Source organism: Hymenobacter endophyticus, from assembly GCF_032464715.1.
In the GTDB taxonomy this organism is placed as follows: Bacteria; Bacteroidota; Bacteroidia; order Cytophagales; family Hymenobacteraceae; genus Hymenobacter; species Hymenobacter endophyticus.
Genome location: NZ_JAWDJT010000007.1, coordinates 171,337 through 189,026 on the forward strand (window position 1 = coordinate 171,337; position 17,690 = coordinate 189,026).

The 17,690-nt window shown below is 57.0% G+C and carries 13 protein-coding genes and 1 tRNA gene; 10 read left to right on the plus strand and 4 right to left on the minus strand.

What is annotated here, in order from left to right:
* Nucleotides 1-106: 106 nt before the first annotated feature.
* Together ROI90_RS12170 and ROI90_RS12175 are read right to left on the minus strand one after the other, a co-directional pair.
* Nucleotides 107-994 carry a cell division protein FtsX gene (locus tag ROI90_RS12170; RefSeq protein WP_315998621.1) on the minus strand — a complete coding sequence of 296 codons (888 nt, stop codon included), beginning with the start codon at nucleotides 992-994 and terminating at the stop codon, nucleotides 107-109.
* Nucleotides 995-1,081: 87 nt separating this feature from the next.
* A complete protein-coding gene (locus ROI90_RS12175; RefSeq protein WP_315998622.1) occupies nucleotides 1,082-5,671 on the minus strand; it encodes a translocation/assembly module TamB domain-containing protein in 4,590 nt (1,529 codons plus the stop codon).
* Between the two features lie 330 nt (nucleotides 5,672-6,001).
* Between ROI90_RS12175 and tsaD the strand changes: the two genes are divergently transcribed.
* The 5 genes from tsaD (at nucleotide 6,002) to ROI90_RS12200 (ending at nucleotide 9,718) form a co-directional block, all read left to right on the plus strand.
* Nucleotides 6,002-7,003: a tRNA (adenosine(37)-N6)-threonylcarbamoyltransferase complex transferase subunit TsaD gene (tsaD, locus tag ROI90_RS12180; RefSeq protein WP_315998623.1), complete on the plus strand. Its 1,002-nt coding sequence runs from the start codon at nucleotides 6,002-6,004 to the stop codon at nucleotides 7,001-7,003.
* Between the two features lie 105 nt (nucleotides 7,004-7,108).
* Nucleotides 7,109-7,588, plus strand: a complete 480-nt coding sequence (smpB, locus tag ROI90_RS12185) for an SsrA-binding protein SmpB (RefSeq protein ID WP_380229993.1) — start codon at nucleotides 7,109-7,111, stop codon at nucleotides 7,586-7,588.
* Between the two features lie 185 nt (nucleotides 7,589-7,773).
* On the plus strand, nucleotides 7,774-8,550 hold the full coding sequence (locus ROI90_RS12190; RefSeq protein ID WP_315998625.1) for a C40 family peptidase: 777 nt from the start codon (nucleotides 7,774-7,776) through the stop codon (nucleotides 8,548-8,550).
* Between the two features lie 181 nt (nucleotides 8,551-8,731).
* Nucleotides 8,732-9,226: an HNH endonuclease gene (locus ROI90_RS12195; RefSeq protein WP_125433479.1), complete on the plus strand. Its 495-nt coding sequence runs from the start codon at nucleotides 8,732-8,734 to the stop codon at nucleotides 9,224-9,226.
* A 114-nt stretch (nucleotides 9,227-9,340) separates the two neighbouring features.
* The gene (locus ROI90_RS12200) at nucleotides 9,341-9,718 is read left to right on the plus strand and encodes a hypothetical protein (RefSeq protein WP_315998626.1); all 378 of its coding nucleotides are present in this window, start codon (nucleotides 9,341-9,343) and stop codon (nucleotides 9,716-9,718) included.
* An 80-nt stretch (nucleotides 9,719-9,798) separates the two neighbouring features.
* Here the strand turns inward: ROI90_RS12200 and ROI90_RS12205 are convergent, their stop codons facing one another.
* Nucleotides 9,799-10,665 (minus strand): alpha/beta fold hydrolase, encoded by an 867-nt coding sequence (locus ROI90_RS12205; protein WP_315998627.1) that lies wholly within the window; start codon nucleotides 10,663-10,665, stop codon nucleotides 9,799-9,801.
* A 129-nt stretch (nucleotides 10,666-10,794) separates the two neighbouring features.
* Between ROI90_RS12205 and ROI90_RS12210 the strand changes: the two genes are divergently transcribed.
* Complete coding sequence (locus tag ROI90_RS12210) at nucleotides 10,795-12,054, plus strand: DUF3298 and DUF4163 domain-containing protein (RefSeq protein WP_315998628.1); 1,260 nt, start codon at nucleotides 10,795-10,797, stop codon at nucleotides 12,052-12,054.
* A 281-nt stretch (nucleotides 12,055-12,335) separates the two neighbouring features.
* Nucleotides 12,336-13,400 carry a fatty acid desaturase family protein gene (locus ROI90_RS12215; RefSeq protein ID WP_315998629.1) on the plus strand — a complete coding sequence of 355 codons (1,065 nt, stop codon included), beginning with the start codon at nucleotides 12,336-12,338 and terminating at the stop codon, nucleotides 13,398-13,400.
* 66 nt (nucleotides 13,401-13,466) lie between these two features.
* Here the strand turns inward: ROI90_RS12215 and ROI90_RS12220 are convergent, their stop codons facing one another.
* Nucleotides 13,467-14,369 (minus strand): hypothetical protein, encoded by a 903-nt coding sequence (locus ROI90_RS12220; protein ID WP_315998630.1) that lies wholly within the window; start codon nucleotides 14,367-14,369, stop codon nucleotides 13,467-13,469.
* An 89-nt stretch (nucleotides 14,370-14,458) separates the two neighbouring features.
* Here ROI90_RS12220 and ROI90_RS12225 point away from each other — a divergent pair, with 89 nt between their 5' ends.
* From ROI90_RS12225 to ROI90_RS12235, 3 genes are all read left to right on the plus strand, one after another.
* On the plus strand, nucleotides 14,459-14,650 hold the full coding sequence (locus ROI90_RS12225) for a fatty acid desaturase (RefSeq protein WP_315998631.1): 192 nt from the start codon (nucleotides 14,459-14,461) through the stop codon (nucleotides 14,648-14,650).
* A gap of 803 nt (nucleotides 14,651-15,453) precedes the next feature.
* Complete coding sequence (gene rpsA, locus ROI90_RS12230) at nucleotides 15,454-17,271, plus strand: 30S ribosomal protein S1 (protein WP_315998632.1); 1,818 nt, start codon at nucleotides 15,454-15,456, stop codon at nucleotides 17,269-17,271.
* Between the two features lie 311 nt (nucleotides 17,272-17,582).
* Nucleotides 17,583-17,653: transfer RNA gene (locus ROI90_RS12235), tRNA-Cys, on the plus strand.
* The last annotated feature ends 37 nt before the right edge of the window (nucleotides 17,654-17,690 follow it).

The window sequence follows — 17,690 nt, forward strand, 5'->3', positions numbered from 1 at the left end:
CGGCCGCACAATTTCAACCAACGAAGGATTTTGGGGAATGAATGAATGAATGGGAGAATGGTTGAATGGGTGGATGAATGGGTTGACTGTCATTCTCCCATTCACCTCAATACAACTCATCCAAAGACATACTCAGGTACTTGCGCACGGCCCGCCAGGAGCTCAGGAACCCAATACCCATGCCTAATAGCACCAGTGCTACCGCCAAGGCCCCAAACAGGCGCACATCCTGCAGCAGCCGCAACTCGGCCAGTTGCAGGTAGGCGTATTGCAACAGGGCCAGCAGCAGCAGGCCAGCTAGCAGGCCGCTTACCAGTCCCTGCCACACGGCCCGGCGCATAAACGGCCACTGTATGAAGCCCGAGGTAGCGCCCACCAACTGCATGCTCCGAATCAGGAAACGCTGGGAGAATAGGGCCAGCTTGATGGTATTGTTGATGAGCACCACCACCACAAACGTAAGTACCGCCGCAAAACCCAGCAGCACCAAGCTCACGTTGCGCAGGTTCTCATTCACGGAGGTAATCAGGCTTTCCACGTACTCTACCTCAAACACGCCTTCCTCCTGACCCAGCTCCTGTTTGATGCGGGCTAGCTGGGGGGCATCGGCGTAATCGGCGTTAATCTTGAGCAGATAGGCGTCGCGCAGAGGATTGTCGCCGAGAAACTGCTGGAAGTCTTCCCCGGTTTGGTCGATGAGCTGTTTGGCGCCTTCTTCCTTGGACAGAAACCGCACCTGGGGCTGCCCGTCCTTGCGGGCTATATAAGGTTTGCGCGCGAAGTCCTGCTGCAGGCGCAGCAATTGGGTTTCGGGCAGGCCCCGCTCCAGATACACCTGCATTTCCAGGTTCTCCTTCACCAGCGTTGATACTTTATGGGCATGAATCAGCAGCAGCCCGAACAGCCCAATCACCAGCAAGGCCAGGGTAATGCTAAAAACCACCATCAGGTGCGGATAACTCCCCAGTTTCTTTTTGCGGGTAGGTCGGTTCATACAAAGGTGAAATTGTGAAGGGTGAAGTTGTGAAGTTGTGCGGGGTACAGCTGCTGATTCACAACTTCACCCTTCACAATTTCACCTTTACATCACCGTACGCGGGTCGTCGTCGATTTGAAGTTCGCGGGCTTTGCGGGCGTTCTGGTCGCGGCGGCGCAGGCGCTTGCGCGAGAACAGCTCCCGGAAGGTATCAAACTGCTCGGTGTGCAAGAGCGATACGCCGGCCCGGGCCTGGTTCACGCCCTGGGTGAAGCTCGTCAGGTCGCGGGGGGTGGTTTCATAGCGCAGCTTCGCCCGGAACTTGCCATCGGGCCGCAGGTAGTACTCCAGGCTCAGATCACCGATAAACGAGGTCTGCGAGGAGGCAATGGGGGTAGTGCCGCCGGTAGTAGCCGTGGTGTTGCTACTGATGCTGCCCTCCCGCGTAATGCGCAGGCGGCCATTCAGGAAGGCATAGCTCAGGCGCAATTGCAAAGCCTGCAAATCCTCGGCAGTCAAGCCGTTCAGGTTAAAGCTGATTTCCAGGTTGGGGTCAATCTGGGACGTCAGCAGGCCCAGCTGGGTAGAAATAATTTGGCCCAGGGAGTTGCCGATGGCGTTGTTCTCGCCCTGCAGGCGCGTAACGGCCAGGGAGCCGATGGGCGTGAGCTGGCGGAACACAATCAGGCTGAACACCTGGCGGTTTAGCTCCTGCTCATCGTTGCGGATGGCGGAGAAGAAGGGAGCCAAATCCCCCTCCAGGGAGGAGGGAATATCGTTGAACTCCAGGTTAAGCCGAATAATGGGCTGCAGCAGCGGGCCGCTCAGATTCATAACGGCCGTTACGGGTACCACCGCCGCGTTGGAGCTGGAGGAGTTGCCGGTATTGTACACGATAGGGGCCAGGGAGGTGCGCTGCGTGTACGTAGCCGTCACGTTCATCTCCCCGGCCAGCGGGTCGCCGTTCCAGCTGATGGTACCGCCCGGCCGCACCACAAATTCCTTGTTCACCAGTCCCTGCAGCGTAAAGTTGTAGGCCCCGCGCACAATCTCCACCTGCCCATACATATTGAAGTCGCCGCGGGTGTCAATGTTCAGGCGCAGCTGCCCGGTGGCCGAGCCCCGGATAATGTCGCCGGTGCTTTCATCCAGCAGCAGCTCCACGTAGGCATCGGGCGTAATATCCAAGTTCATATTCAGCCGAATGCCCGACAAATCGGTAGTGCCGGCTACCTGCACCGGGGCCGTGCGGGCCGTATCGGAGAGGTTGCGGTTCACGAAGCGGATGTAGCTAGCCTGCTCGGCCTTGGCTGCGTTATCGAACGGTAATGATACCCGGGTGCCCGCCTCGGAGCGGGCCGTTACGTTGATAAACAGGTTATCGGCGGGGCCGCGCACCACGGCCGTGCCGGTGGCATAGGCCTGCCCAAAGTACAGTTCGTTGTCTTTGCGGGTGGTATTGAGCACCTGCAGCTTACGGAAGGAGGCGTTGAGGTCCAGGCGCATGTTCTGGAAGCCCTGCTGGTAGATATTGCCATTCACCACGCCGGAATTGCCCTGAGGGTCGCGCACGGCAATGTTCTGCAGGGCTATGCGGTCTTCCAGAAACCGGATTCGGTCGGAGAAGGTGTAGGTGGTGCCCAGGTAAATGAACGTGAGCTGCCCGTTGGTTACATCAATATTGCCGGTAAGCTGCGGGGCCGAAAGCAGCCCGTTCAGGCGCAGGGTGCCCACCCCGGTACCGCTCATGTCACGGAAGATGGTGTTCAGGAACGGCTCGGCCAGCTTGATGGGGGCATTATCGAGCACGCCGGTTAGGCTAAGTTGCTGCTTTTCGGCGCCCGGAGCTATGTAGCCGGTTACGGCCAGCACGCGCTGCTGGTCCCGGCCCACATCCAAGTTTACGCCCAGGCGCTTCAGATCATTGTCCCAGTCGCCCCGGCCCTGCACGTTGCCAATCAGCACGTTGCCCATCTGCAAGGAGTCCACAGTAAGGGTAGAGTTGATAACCAGCGGACCGTACACGCCGCTGATGGTGCCCAGGGCGTTTACCCGGCCGCCAAACTTCTGCGTGCCAGTCAGGCCGCTTAACGTGGCCAGCTCGAAGTCCTTCACCGTTAGAGCCAGCGGCTTGTTGGGGTTCTCCGATAGAAAGCCCTGGGCACTGATGCTCTGGTTGCCGTTGCTGAGCGTCACGTTCTGAAAGTCGAACTCCCGGCCCCCACCCGAAATCACCAGGGAGTTGTCCGGGGCAATGGCCCATTCCTTGCCCAGCACGTTCACCCCCGACTGCCGGAAGGTCACTTTCACAGCATCATCCAGAAAAGCCAGGGCCCCGTTGATCTGGGCCTTGTTGGTGGTGCCGGTCTGGGCCAGGGAAGTGGAGAAGTTAATGCGCTCCTGGTCCCAGACGCCCTCCACGTAGAACTTCTCGGTGGCGCCCAGCCCAGGCAGCCGCTGCCGCTCCGAGGTGACGCTGGCCTGGGCCAGTACCTCAGGCTGGTAGGGCAGCTTGGAAGTGGTCAGGTCGAACTCATTATTGCGCAGCTGCAGGCTGTCGTAGCGTACCTCAGCCACGCGCCCGCCGAGCTGGAAAATGGACGTTTGCCCGTTGCGGAAGGAGCCGTCAATAACCGTAGAATCCGAAACAGTGAGTTGGGGCATGAACAAGTGCAGCACCGGGTTGGGGCGCTTCAAGTACAGGTTCAGACCAATCTGATAGTCGGGGAGGGGGCGCTGGCGCTTGCGGCTGTAGTAGTCAGCAATGGCCACGTCGTTGCTGGCAAAGTTGAGGCGGTACTCCTCCACCAGCGTAGTCACGTCGCGCAGCACGGTAGTAGGCGTGAAGTTGCCATCCAGGGCCAGGTTCAGCACCTCTGAGCGTACCGTGAGGCGGCGCTGCCCCCCGCCATACTGGCTCACAATATCCAGAGTGTCTATGGGCACCGTGCGGCCGGCGTAGCTGAGGCGGGAGTTGCGCAGGCGGGCGTAGCCCAGCAGCTCATCCAGCTTCAGACCCTTGAATTTTACGTCGGCGGTAGTAGCCACTACCACGCTTCGGTTGGTGAGGCCCAGGGCCCGTAAATCGGCCCTACGGATGCGGGCGCGCAGGTCGAAGGCCTGGCGCTGCTTGTTCAGCTCCACAGTGCCGTCGGCGTCGAACTGCAGGTTGGGGTCGTTGGCGGCTAGTTTGCCAGTGAACGACTCGCGGCTGAAGCGGCCGTTGGTGCGGATGTTGCGGAAGCGGTAGCCGTTGAGCCAGATGCTGGGAATGGTGGCGTTGGCCGTAAGGCGGGCCGTGCGCAAATCGAAGCCCACGCCGGCTACTTTGCCGTTCATAGTCACGTCGCGCACCACGCTTTCGTCGCCCAGTAGCCGGCCCAGTTGGAAGCCGGCGGTGCGCACCGTACCCTCGTAGCTGGAGTAGCGCGGGTCGTCCTTAAACTTCAGGTTCACATCCGATACCACCGAGCCCAGGGCTGTCTGGAAGGAGCCGTTGGCCACAAAGTCATTGTAGAAGCCCAGGAACTGTCCTTTCAGCTTCACCGTGCCCAGGCGCTGCACATAGGGCCAGCCCGATGCCGGAATGTAGCGCCGGATGTCGCGCCCATCCACCACCGAAGGCTGCAGGCGCATTTCGATAAAGCTTTCCTTGAAGTTGGGCAGGCCTTCCACGTTGATGTCGCCCTTTACCCGGGTGTTGCGGCCGTAGGTGACATCCAGGTTTTTGGTGGTGAAGTTGCGCACGTAGCCCTTGGCCTCCCCCGAAATCAGGACGGTTTCCTTTAGCTCCCGCATAAAAGGCTGGGGCGCAAACTTGGCAATGTCGTCGGAGTACACCCGGCTGGGCTTGAGCCGGGCAATGACTTTTACCGAATCGTTGAAGTCGGTGAAATTCAGAAAATGCTGGTACTCGAAGCGCAGATAATCATGGAGTTGGCTGTTCTGCACGCGCAGCATCAGCTTATCAAACTCCCAGAATTTGCCCGCGTAGGTCATGTCGGAGGTCAGCTCCCGCAGGCGGGTGCCGGAGGGCGTATCCACAGTGCGCAGGCCCTGAATGTTGGCGTGAATGGTGTCACCCTTAAACCACAGTTGGTCGGCATCGGCGTAGATGCTGTCCAGGTACATGTGGGCGTAGTCCATGGTGCGGCCGTACTCCGGAATGCGCGGTACGTTCTGGCGGTCCAGCACAAAGCGGCCGTTGCGCAGCCCTAGGGCCTCAATCTTAAAGTCGAAAGGCTTGCTGACCTTAGTGGTATCGGAGGGGCCCAGCAGCCGCTTCACCGAGCTGATGAACTGGTCGAGGGTGGTAGAATCGGGTTGGTTTTTATAGGTAACCAGGTTAAAGCGCGGCTCCTCCAGCGTGAGCTTGCCCACGTGCAGGTGGCTGGGGTCAAACACGCTGAACAGGCGAATATCGGCATCGGCCCGGCCAATGTTGAACAGCTCGTTGCCGCGCCGGTCCAGCACCCGCACACCCTCCAGCACCACCCGCGAAAACGGCCGGATATCCACCCGGTTCACGATTACCTGCTGCCCCAGCTTATCCGTAAGAATACGGGCGGCGCGCTGGGCCACGTCCGTTTGCACGCTTGGAATGCGCAGTGCCACTAAAGTCCCCACCACAGCCAGCACTACCAGCAGCAGCAGGGCAAACAACACCTTAAGGATGACGGACAGAAACCGGGGCACGGGAGGAGAGCTGGTACGGGGCAACCACAAAGATAGGCAGTTGGCCCCGACCGTTGCCCGGGAAAACCGCCCGCGCAAGGAAACGGCGCGGTAACCCGCAAGGTTAGCCTAAAAACTCCCCCGCGCGGCATTCTGGCATTTTGCCCCGACCTTTGGGGGAATTAAGAAGTAGGAATCAAGAATGAAGAATTGAGGAAGGCAAAAACCCGGTCGAAAAAGCCTCTTTTCAACTCCTGACTAATTCCTGCTAGCCGCTTGACCTTGCCCGCTATTCGCTGCCTTGCGTCATCAGCCCACTTCGTAATTCTTAATTCTTGATTTTTAATTGACATGACCATTCTCGCCATCGAATCTTCCTGCGACGACACCTCGGCTGCCGTGATGGTAGGCGGGGAAATCCGCTCCAACGTGGTAGCCACTCAGCAGGTACACGAGCAGTACGGTGGTGTAGTACCCGAGCTGGCCTCCCGCGCCCACCAGCAGCATTTGATTCCGGTAGTAGACGCGGCCCTGCAGAAAGCCGGTATCAGCAAAAATGACCTTGATGCGGTGGCCTTCACCCAGGGGCCGGGACTGTTGGGCTCCTTGCTGGTAGGCGGCATGTTTGCCAAAACCCTGGCCCTGGCCCTCGGGAAGCCCCTAATTGCCGTCAACCACATGCGGGCCCACATTCTGGCGCACTTCATCGAGGCGCCCCGGCCCGCGTTTCCATTTCTGTGCCTGACCGTAAGCGGCGGCCACACCCAACTGGTCGTAGTGCGCTCGGCTCTGGACATGGAAATCATCGGGCAGACCACCGATGATGCCGCCGGTGAGGCTTTCGACAAAACCGGCAAGCTGCTGGGCCTGCCGTACCCGGCTGGTCCCCACCTCGATAAGCTGGCCCGCCAGGGCAACCCCAAGCGTTTCGCGTTTCCGGTGGGCACCATGCCCGGCTATGATTTCTCGTTCAGCGGCCTGAAAACGGCGGTGCTTTATTTTCTGAAAAAGGAAATGGCCCAAAACTCCGACTTCATTCAGGAAAACCTGCCCGACCTCTGCGCCAGCATCCAGCACACCATCATCCAGACGCTGCTGCGCCAGCTGCGCCGCGCCGCCCACGACCAGGGCCTCACCCAGGTAGCCCTGGCCGGGGGGGTAGCCGCCAACAGCGGCCTGCGCCAGGCCTTGCAGGATGAAGCCGAAGCCCAGGGCTGGCAGGTATTCATTCCGGCCTTTCAGTTTTGTACCGACAACGCCGGCATGGTGGCCATGACGGCCCACTTCCAGTACCAGGCCGGCGACTTCGCCAACCAGCTCGTCAGCTCCGACCCACGCCTGAAGCTGACCTAGGCCGCCGGAAACCGTTATTTTCGGTCGGGGGCAGCTTTGCCGCAGCGTGCTGCGTACACCCCCCACTGCGAAACCCCGCGCTACCCACCGCGCCCCACTGCGAGAATCAATACCGTGAGCAAGAAAGACGATAAACCCAAGAACATCAACATCCAGAACCGCCGGGCCCGCCACGAGTACGCCTTTCTGGTGCAGTATAATGCCGGAATGATGTTGCAGGGTACCGAAATCAAGAGTATCCGGGAGGGCAGCGTGCAGCTCCAGGATGGCTTCTGCACCTTCCACCAGGACGGAAGCCTGTGGGCCCACAACATCACTATTGCTCAGTACACCGAGGGTACCTATAACAACCACGAGCCCACCCGGGCCCGCAAGCTGCTCCTGAATAAGAAAGAGCTAAAACAATTGGCCGGCAAGGCGCAGGAGCAAGGACTCACCATTATTCCGGTGCGCATGTTTGTCAACGACCGGGGCTTTGCCAAGCTGGAAATAGCCCTGGCCAAAGGCAAAAAGCTCTACGACAAGCGCGACGACCTCAAAGCCAAGGACCAGAAACGCGAAATGGACCGCGCCCGGGACTACTAAGCGACTTGGAGAAAGGATGATTTGGTGAGTTTTCAGCCGGATATTTGGCGGGCTGCCGTATAAATGGGAGCTTCGTACGTTAATGCAGTGAGTGCAAGCGTGCTTGCTGGTAAAGCAGCAACTCACTAAGTCAGCTAACCCACTAAATCACCACTTTGGAACACGGAATCTGCGCACTGAGCGCTGTGCCGGTACGCGCAGAGCCTTCCGATAAGGCCGAAATAGTTACCCAGCTTCTCTTCGGAGAGTGTTACACCATCCTACGGGCCCAGGACCAGTGGCGGCAAATCCGGTTGGCCGCCGATGGCTACGAAGGCTGGTTTGACAGCAAGCAGCACCTGCCCGTAACGCCGGCCTACTTCCAGCAGTGGCAGCACCAGGACCACCCCCGCACCCTGGATGTAGTGCAGATGGTAAGCAACGAAAGCACCCGTATTCCCGTCACGCTGGGCACACGTCTGCCGTTTTTTGATGGCATGACGCTACGGGTAGGGGAGCAGCAGATGTTCTATAACGGGGCCGCCACCAACCCCCAGAACGGTCACGGCCCCCAGGGGCCGGCCGAAATACGCCTGCGCCTGCTCCTGAAAATGGCCCAGACCTTCCTGAAAGCGCCTTACCTCTGGGGCGGCCGCACCCTGTTCGGCATCGACTGCTCCGGCCTCATGCAGCAGCTCTACGGCCTGATTGGCGTGCAGCTCCCCCGCGACGCCAGCCAGCAGATTCATGTGGGCCAGCCAGTGCATTTCGTGGCCCAAACCCGCCCCGGCGACCTAGCCTTCTTCGATAACGCCGATGGCCGCATCATTCACGTGGGGCTCGTGCTGGAAGATCAGCAGATTCTGCACGCCAGCGGGGAGGTGCGCATCGACCCCCTGGACCACAATGGCATCTTCCGCCGCGACTGGCAGAAGTACAGCCACAAGCTTCGCCTCATCAAGCGCCTGCTGCCGGAGGACTGAGTTACCAGTTGATTGTTGTCAGTTCTCAGTTGTCAGTTATAGGATATTAACTGACAACTGAGAACTGACAACAATCAACTGGTAACTCAACACCCCGCCGAACTAAACCCATTGGCTATTGTTAATGCGCTAAGAATCATCTAGCTTTCTGGCAGACCTGATTCCTTTTTCTTAGCGTACTATGGACCAAAAAGTTCTTGTATTGAACGGTGACTACACGGCCATTACGCTGTGCAGTGTGCAGAAAGCCTTCGTGCTACTGTTTCTGGAAAAGGCCGAGTTGATTGCCAAGTCAGAAAACGGGGTGTTGCGTACGGTGAGCAAGGCGTTTCCCAAGCCTAGCATCATCCGGTTGCAGCGCTACGTGCGGGTGCCCTACAAGGGCATTGCCCTGAGCCGGCATAATATTATGAAGCGGGACCATTTCGAGTGCCAGTACTGCGGCTCCACGAAAAACCTCACGCTCGACCACGTACTGCCCCGAAGTAGGGGCGGGGACTCTAGTTGGGCTAACCTGCTCACGGCCTGTGCCAGGTGCAACCACGCCAAAGGACACCGTACTCCCCAAGAGGCGGGTCTTACTATCAGGCAGCAACCCAAAAAACCTACCCTCACCGGCTTCCTTAAGCTCAGCGCCGGCACCCTCGACCAAAACTGGCACCCTTATCTACACTAAAACCGGCAGCCCTTGCGGCTAGCCGGTTTTTTTGTTTCTGACAAGTAGTAGTTATGCAACGCCACCAGCATCCATGGGCTCCTAGCTAAGCCAACCATCCTGTATCTATCAGCCATGAAACAACTTATCCTGCTGGTATGCCTCTTTGGCATCAGCCTTTTCCAGTTATCCTGTAAGAAAGAAGAGGAAGACACTAAAGTCCAGATAAGAGTAAGGAATGCCAGTAACTACCAATTTGAAGCCGTGCAGGTGCTCATGCCCAGTGGACAACACGCCTACGGCACCTTAAACGCCGGCCAAAGTTCCAACTACGCAACGTACTCCGAGGCGTTCAGATACGCGGCAGTAAAGGTGAAAGTCAACGGCCAGGATCTGGAGTGGATACCTACCGATTATGTGGGCGAAACGCCATTGCAGCCCGGTAAGTATACGTACCTGGTAGGCATAACGGACATAGCTAACGGGCGGCTTGGCCTCCGTTTGGAGCAGTAAGTGCTCCTGCCATAACATACCAACGCCCTACCCAAGCATAAGCTCAGGTGGGGCGTTGGTATGTTAGTAGAAAGCTGAATTTAGTACCGGTCAGCAGTACCTTCTACCGCGGTGCCGCTTACAAAGGCCTGCAGGTCACGGTTCAGACGGTCTTTTTCAGTGATAAACAGGCCGTGGGGAGCCCCGCTATACTCCACGTACTGGGCGTGGGGTACAAATTGCGTCATTCGCTCACCGCTTACTTTGGCCGGTACCGTGGCGTCGTCGCCACCGTGAATAACCAGTGTAGGCACTTTGATGGTCGCCAAATCCTGACGGAAGTCGGTGGCGGCAAAGGCGTATACGCACTGCTCGGTGGCGCGGGGTGAAGCCAGCTGGCAGATGCTCTGCATCCAGTCGAGGGTGGGCTGGCTGACGGGGTGGCTGATAGTACCCACGCCGAAGAACTGCTTGCCAAAGGTGGCCAGGAAGTCAAACCGGTCTTTGCGGATGCCTTCCACCATTTTGTCGAAGTTTTCTTTGGGGGCTCCGTCGGGGTTGCCTTCCGTTTGCAGCAGGAAGGGCGTTACGGCCGATACGAAAGCCACTTTGCTTACGCGGGCTCCATTGTACTTACTCATGTAGCGCGCCACTTCGCCCCCACCCATCGAGAAGCCTACCAGCGTCACGTTCTGTAAGTCCAGCTCCGTTAGTACAGCGTTCAGGTCATCGGCGAAGGTATCGTAGTCGTTTCCGTCCCAGGTTTTGCTGGAATTGCCGAAGCCCCGGCGGGTGTAGGCTACCACGCGGTTGCCGTGCTTGGGCAGCTCGGCCAACTGGTATTCCCACATTTCGTAGGTAGCGGGCCATCCATGAATCAGCACAATAGGGGTGCCAGTCCCTTGGTCGGTATAGTGGAGTTTGACGTCGGCGCCGTTAGCGTCTTGGCCGGCTTTGATGTAGCTCATAACGGAGGTGCTTGGAATACGGGGAAAAATCTTTGTGGCTACATACGCTCCAGCTGAAGGGGAGATAGGGAAATGCCAATATGTTGCACGGGTTTGAACGCCTGCCCAAATTCTGCGTTCTTTGGGACGATGAGCTTCCTTTCCAATCATTCCGCCAGCCGACTGCTCCGTGCGTGGTCGGCTCCCGTGGCGGCCGGTATGCTACTGGCTGCCTGTAATTCCGGCTCCGATAAGTCGGCCGGAAAAACCGCTACTACCGAAAACCCAACTGCTTCGGCTCCCTTCGTTGCCGATACTCCGCCTTGGTACCATCAGTACCGGGGTGTATTGCCGGGTACTTCTGATAGCATAACGGTACACCTGCAGCATTTGGGCGAAGCTCCCGGCGAAACCACCATGGGCCGCTTGGTCGGGTTCTACGCCGCTGCCGATGGCCACCCCTACGAGTTGGCCGGCGACCAACCCACCGGTACCGACAGCTTAAACCTCCGCGACGTGAGCCAGGAGCGGGCCGATGCCAACTCCGATGGTGCCCAGTGGCTGCTAAAACAGGAGGGTGCGGCGCTGGTTGGTACGCTGGGCGGCCAACCTCTGCGGCTGCGGTTGGTGCGTACCCCCACGGGTATCCAGTTCAAGGCCCGCACTTTTTCCGAAGACGTGCTGGCCCGCCCCGACCACCCGGAGGATAGCATAGCGGCTCACCTATCCATGTATGCGCTGGTTCCTGCTTCGGGCTCCAACCAGGAAAAACTGGCCGCCAGCCTGGTGCGCGGCCTGCGCGGCGACTCCGTAGAAACCAAGCCGGCACCTTCTCTGGAAAACCTGTGGAAGGAGCAATTGGCCTACTTCACCAAGGAGTATCGCAAGGAAGTAGCTCCTTTGGTTGCCGAAGCCGTTAAAGATACTTCCGACTACCAGCCCCGGGCCTCCCTGGCTTACGAGCAGGAAGCCAACACCTACGTGCTCTGGAACGCGGATAATCTGCTCAGCATCGGGTACTTTGGCTATGATTTCTCCGGTGGTGCCCACGGCATATATGGCACCTACGTGCGCAGCTACGATACCCGCACCGGCCAGGCCCTGCGCTTCGATGATATTTTCCGCCCCGGCACTAAAAAGCAGCTGGAAGGTATTCTCGGCCGCTACGCCCGCCCGGCCCTGGGCCTTAAGGATTCTGAACCGCTGAAAGGCACCTTGTTTCAGAACTCCTTGCCCGTCACCCGCAATGTATACCTGACCAGTGGCGGCGCGGTGTTCGTGTATCTGCCCTATGAGGTGGCCTCTTATGCCCAAGGGGAAATCAGCGTGTTTGTGCCGTACTCAGCATTGCAGGCGGTATTGAAGCCGGGACTGCCTATCAGCGGCGGCCAGGCGGTAGCCCGCCGTTAATAAAGAATGCGCCGGTCCGGCGGCTGCAAGCCGTCGGGCCGGTTGTCGTGTGGTTCACTCGCCCAGCCTCACGCCAACGTCAGCTTCCGTTAACCGGCCCGCCGCGGAATATTTCCAGTAACCTGGGGTATTCTGCGGCGGGCCGGACTTTATTCGGCCCTTTGGGGGTTGTTGACAGTGAAAGGCCACCGGCGTACATAATACCGGGCTTTTGCGCCCGCCTGAATCCGCATCGGGGGCAGAAGCGGTATCTTTGACACAGTTTCTTCTTATCACCTCCTATGCTCGCACCCAAATTCGCGGCTTCTCGCTCCTTTCACCAAGAGCTGAAACGCCGCACCAACGCCTACTTCGCGGAAGCCGGTAAATCTACCACCGGCGGCAAAACCTTGTTTTTCAAGGCCGTGCTGCTAACGGCCGCCTTTGTGGCCGTGTACCTGCACCTTGTGTTCTGGACGCCTTCCGCCTGGGTTGGAGTGGCTGAGTCTGCTTTGCTGGGCCTAATTGGGTCGGCCATTGGCTTCAACGTGATGCACGACGGCGCCCACGGCTCCTTCAGCAAGAAGAAGTGGATGAACCAGTTTGCGGCCTTCACTCTCAACGTGATGGGCGGCAACTCCTATATGTGGAACGCCAAGCACAACCTCATCCACCACATGTACACCAACGTGGAAGGCGTGGACGATGACCTCGACGCCCAGCCCTGGCTGCGCCTGAGCCCCGAGCAGCCCCGCCGCAAGCTCCACCGCTTCCAGCACCTGTACTTCTGGTTTTTCTACGCCCTGCTGTTCATTGCCTGGATTTTCTTCATGGATTACCAGAAGTATTTCAAAGGCAAAATCGGCGAGATGCCCATCAAAAAGATGACTGCCTCCGACCAGGGCGTGTTCTGGGGCTTCAAGGCACTGCATCTGGGTCTGTTCGTGGCGCTGCCCATTTACACTGTAGGCTTTCTGGGCTGGTTGGTGGGCTTCCTGGTGTTTGCCGCCGTGGCCGGTTTCACCCTGAGCATCGTGTTCCAGCTGGCGCATACCGTGGAGCACACCAGCTTCGTGGTGCCCCACGAAACTACCCGCAAGATTGAGGACGAGTGGGCCATCCACCAGATCAAAACCACCGCCAACTTCGCCACCGATAACAAGGTTATCAGCTGGCTGGTGGGCGGCCTCAACTTCCAGGTCGAGCATCACCTGTTCCCCAACATCTCCCACGTCCACTATCCGGCCCTGAACAAAATCATCCGCCAGATGTGCCAGGAGTTCAACATCGAGTACAACGAGTACCCCAAGATGCGCTACGCCGTAGCCTCCCACGTAGCGCACCTGCGCGAGTTGGGCCGGGCGTAGAAAACCGGGAATAAAAAAAGCGGCGGTAGCAATTGCTACCGCCGCTTTTTTTATTCCCGACACCTCTCATCCTACCGTCATGGAGCACGACACGCAAGAACCCGAATTACACTTTTTATAGCCAAGACCAGACTCCGCAGTACAACCACTGCCGCCCGAAGAACAATTGCAGCTGAAGCCACTTTCTTCATCTGCGCGCACGAAGTGCTGGCTTGGCTCGGCAGTGGTTTCGGATTGAACACCAATAGAAGTTTCTCTCTGGCTCAATCTGTTGGTTTCACTGTCTAAGTACTTAAGCGGTACCGCGTAATCGACTAGCGCACCAAAAGCGTTGATTGCCACGTGCCGATACTTGGCAGGGTTTTGAGCAATCATTTTGGTAGGGTCAGCCACTCCATGCACCTTAATATTCAGTTCACGCATTGCCTGCTTAACATATTCAAACTGAAACAAGTCGTCGGGAGACTGAATATTCTTGGTGCGTAGCTCCTTTAGCTGCACTTTGTTTCTGATAAAAGAAATACCGGCATTTACATCAATAAAACCGCCGGTGGCAATGGCGCGGGATGCTTTGCCCGTGCAGGCACTGCCATTTGAACACTGGCTGCAAGCAAAGGAGCCTTGAACATAAAATACGTCACAGCCGCTGCTACACGCTCCGGTGCAGGTGTAGGTAGCCCCCCCGTCAATCATCTTGGCGGCTAAATCCGCGCGGTATTGTAATGAAGTAACGAACTGTATTCCGGCAGGATAAAGAAGTCGCACCGTTTTTCCTCCATCCTCCACGCTTGTTCTGGTTCCGTCCGGTATGGCAACCCCGTCTAAAGTCGCCCCGTGCAGAACGGCTGGGACAGTATGTGTTTGTACCAGGTCAGAGGTAGGTTTGGGAGTTTGCTCCGGCTGATTACAGGCATAAAAGCCAGTGGCGCATAGCAAGGTGGTGGATAAGGCCAAGAAGATTTTTTTCATGGTAATACAGGAATTATATGATGATTGACTTGTGTCAAGGTATTGGGTTATATGAAAAGTTGCCAGGACAAAAACACTGTAATTGTGACATGATGTATGTGCAAAATTTCGCCATAACTCACCATCTGTTCCCTAACATCTCCCACGTCCACTATCCGGCCCTGAACAAAATCATCCGCCAGATGTGCCAGGAGTTCAACATCGAGTACAACGAGTACCCCAAGATGCGCTACGCCGTAGCCTCCCATGTGGCACATTTGCGCGAGTTGGGCCGGGCGTAAAAGAGAAGACCCGATTAATATTCAAAAAGCCGAACGGCCTACTCTGCTTAGAGTGGGCCGTTCGGCTTTTTGATTACTAGCGTTTTAGTTGTGTCACTCTGCGACGAATAAGTGGTAAAGCATTCCTCTTGAACTCCGCTAGTGCGGGGCCAGCATCTTTCCAATCAACTTCATGTATAATTGAGTCATTTTGTAACACACTAATTGACGTGATTCTCAGGTCGCAATTCGGACCAATTAAGCCCTGAGAAGATGATACAGGGACACCGCAATTACACAGATCGAACCCATAGAATGTACTGGTTTTAGGATAGTAGAGGATATATTTCTTATTGTTTCGATAGTCAAGAGAATATCCACTAGCTATAAACCTTGTGTCTCCAACAACCTTCCCACCTGTGCGCTTGGCTTTTCTACTGACAATTGGTTGTAGTATTTGATAATTCGTGTGAAACGTGCTGTCACGGTAAAGGCTAGTAATTCCTTCCTCCGTTAGAGCTTTGCTACGAGCTCTGACCTTATGGTAAGAGCTAAATTGTTGGTAGTAAGTGCTGCAACCGCTAAGCAAAAAAGCGGCAGTATAGAATATGCATCTGAGTTTCATATATGAAGTAATAGATAAGACGATAGATCAAGCTAATCAAATGTAGCAAATACACTTTCGTATTCCTGCCCCAAACTCCGTATCTTTGCGGCCCCGCCAGGGTGGCGAGGCCGGCGCAACTGTGCTGTGTATCAAACAAAAACGCGTTCCGGAGGCGGGCCCTGCGCCGGACGTGTACACGAGGGCCATTGCTTATATCATGGCAGAAGTAGTAGACAACTTCGACTGGGACAACGTTTCAGCCAACGCTTTCGGTGGTAACTACACCGCTGAGCAGCGCGCCGAAATGGAGCAGATGTACAGCAGCACGCTGACTACTGTTCAGGAGGAAGAAGTAATTAAAGGCACCGTGGTTGGTATTACCGACCGTGACGTAATCCTGAACATCGGCTTCAAATCCGATGGTCTGGTGCCCCTCTCCGAATTCCGTGACCTGCCCGAGCTGAAAGTAGGCGACGAGGTGGAGGTATTCATCGAGGACCAGGAAGACCAGAACGGTCAGCTGATCCTGTCCCGTAAGAAGGCCAAGATCAAGCAGGCTTGGAAGTCGATTTACGACGCTCTGGAGAACGACACCGTTCTGGAAGGCGTAGTGAAGCGTCGCACCAAAGGCGGTCTGATTATGGACCTGGACGGCGTAGAAGCCTTCCTGCCCGGCTCGCAGATCGACGTGAAGCCCATCCGTGACTTCGACATCTATGTTGGTCGTCGCATGGAAGTGAAAGTGGTGAAAATCAACGCTGCTTTCGACAACGTGGTAGTTTCGCACAAAGTGCTCATCGAGAAAGACCTCGAGAAGCAGCGCGAAGCCATCCTCAACAACCTGGAGAAAGGCCAGATCCTGGAGGGCGTTATCAAGAACATGACCAACTTCGGTGTGTTCATCGACCTCGGTGGTGTAGACGGTCTGCTGCACATCACGGACATTTCGTGGGGCCGCATTGCTCACCCGAGCGAAGTGCTGCAGCTGGATCAGAAGCTGAACATCGTAGTGCTGGACTTCGACGAAGCCAAGAAGCGTATCAGCCTCGGTCTGAAGCAGCTGACTCCCCATCCATGGGATTCGCTGCCCGCCGACATGGGCGTAGGCTCGAAGGTGAAAGGGCGCATCGTGAATGTTGCCGACTACGGCGCGTTCATGGAAATCATCCCCGGCGTAGAAGGCCTGATCCACGTTTCAGAAATGAGCTGGAGCCAGCACCTGCGTAACCCGCAGGACTTCATCAAGCAGGGCGACGTAGTGGAGGCTCAGATCCTGACCCTCGACCGTGAAGACCGCAAGATGAGCCTGGGCATTAAGCAGCTGACTGAGGATCCGTGGACCCGTGGTGACTTCGGCACGAAGTACGCCGTTGGTACCAACCACAACGGTCTGGTGCGCAACCTGACCAACTTCGGCCTGTTCGTAGAGCTGGAAGAAGGTGTGGACGGCCTCGTGCACGTTTCCGACCTGTCGTGGACCAAGAAGATCAAGCATCCTTCGGAAGTTGTGAAGGTAGGTGACCGTCTGGACGTGGTAGTGCTGGAGCTGGACGTTGCTAACCGTCGTCTGGCCCTGGGCCACAAGCAGCTGGAAGAAAACCCCTGGGATACGTTCCAGACGGTATTCACCCCCGGCTCGGTGCACAAGGCTACCATCACCGAGAAAACCGACCGTGGCGCGGTGCTCGAACTGCCTTACGGCATCGAAGGCTTCGCTTACCCCAAGTCGCTCGGCAAAGAAGATGGCTCGCAGGCTGAAAACGGCGAAACCCTCGACTTCCGCGTGGTGGAATTCTCGAAAGACGACCGTCGCGTAGTACTGTCGCACTCTGCTGTGTACAACCAGCAGGCTGAGGAAGATACGCGCAACTCGAAGTTCGCCAAGAAGAAGCCTGCTGCTGGTGCTGCCGCTCCGGCCGCTGGCGAAGGCAAAGTTGCCGATCTGAAGAAAGCTGAAAAGTCGACCCTCGGCGACCTGGATGCTCTGTCGGCTCTGCGCGACAAAATGCTGGGCAACGAGCAGGGCGCTGAGTAATCAGCAGCCAGCTTTTGCCACCTGAAGAAGGCCCCGGAGCAATCCGGGGCCTTTTTTTGTTCGAACCTAGCTTCCCGAGCCGAGGGAAGGATATTGTCACGTCAGAACGGGTGCCCTATTCTCAGCGGAACGGCTGTACTTGGCTTGTGTCGTTCAATCGGGGAAGGTCTTTCGCGTTGCTCAGGATGGCACGGAGGAAATAAAAATTTTCTTGCACGCTCCCAGCGCCTTACCGGCAAGTGCCAACGAAAACAGGCCGCCGGCTTGGTAGAAGTAGGATTAAGGTGTATGTTTGCATCCTCAAAGCCCCTGGTGACGTGACCGAGTGGCTAGGTAGAGGTCTGCAAAACCTCCTACAGCGGTTCGAATCCGCTCGTCACCTCTTTTTAGAATTCCTGTTTTCAGTGCCTAGTGCCCCG

Excerpts from the sequence above, each read along its gene's own strand:
- ROI90_RS12205 (WP_315998627.1), bottom strand. The coding sequence starts at position 10,665 with ATGAGCTACATCAAAGCCGGCCAAGACGCTAACGGCGCCGACGTCAAA.
- ROI90_RS12200 (WP_315998626.1), top strand. The coding sequence starts at position 9,341 with ATGAAACAACTTATCCTGCTGGTATGCCTCTTTGGCATCAGCCTTTTC.
- rpsA (WP_315998632.1), top strand. The coding sequence starts at position 15,454 with ATGGCAGAAGTAGTAGACAACTTCGACTGGGACAACGTTTCAGCCAAC.
- tsaD (WP_315998623.1), top strand. The coding sequence starts at position 6,002 with ATGACCATTCTCGCCATCGAATCTTCCTGCGACGACACCTCGGCTGCC.
- ROI90_RS12195 (WP_125433479.1), top strand. The coding sequence starts at position 8,732 with ATGGACCAAAAAGTTCTTGTATTGAACGGTGACTACACGGCCATTACG.
- ROI90_RS12210 (WP_315998628.1), top strand. The coding sequence starts at position 10,795 with ATGAGCTTCCTTTCCAATCATTCCGCCAGCCGACTGCTCCGTGCGTGG.
- ROI90_RS12170 (WP_315998621.1), bottom strand. The coding sequence starts at position 994 with ATGAACCGACCTACCCGCAAAAAGAAACTGGGGAGTTATCCGCACCTG.
- ROI90_RS12220 (WP_315998630.1), bottom strand. The coding sequence starts at position 14,369 with ATGAAAAAAATCTTCTTGGCCTTATCCACCACCTTGCTATGCGCCACT.
- ROI90_RS12225 (WP_315998631.1), top strand. The coding sequence starts at position 14,459 with ATGATGTATGTGCAAAATTTCGCCATAACTCACCATCTGTTCCCTAAC.
- ROI90_RS12215 (WP_315998629.1), top strand. The coding sequence starts at position 12,336 with ATGCTCGCACCCAAATTCGCGGCTTCTCGCTCCTTTCACCAAGAGCTG.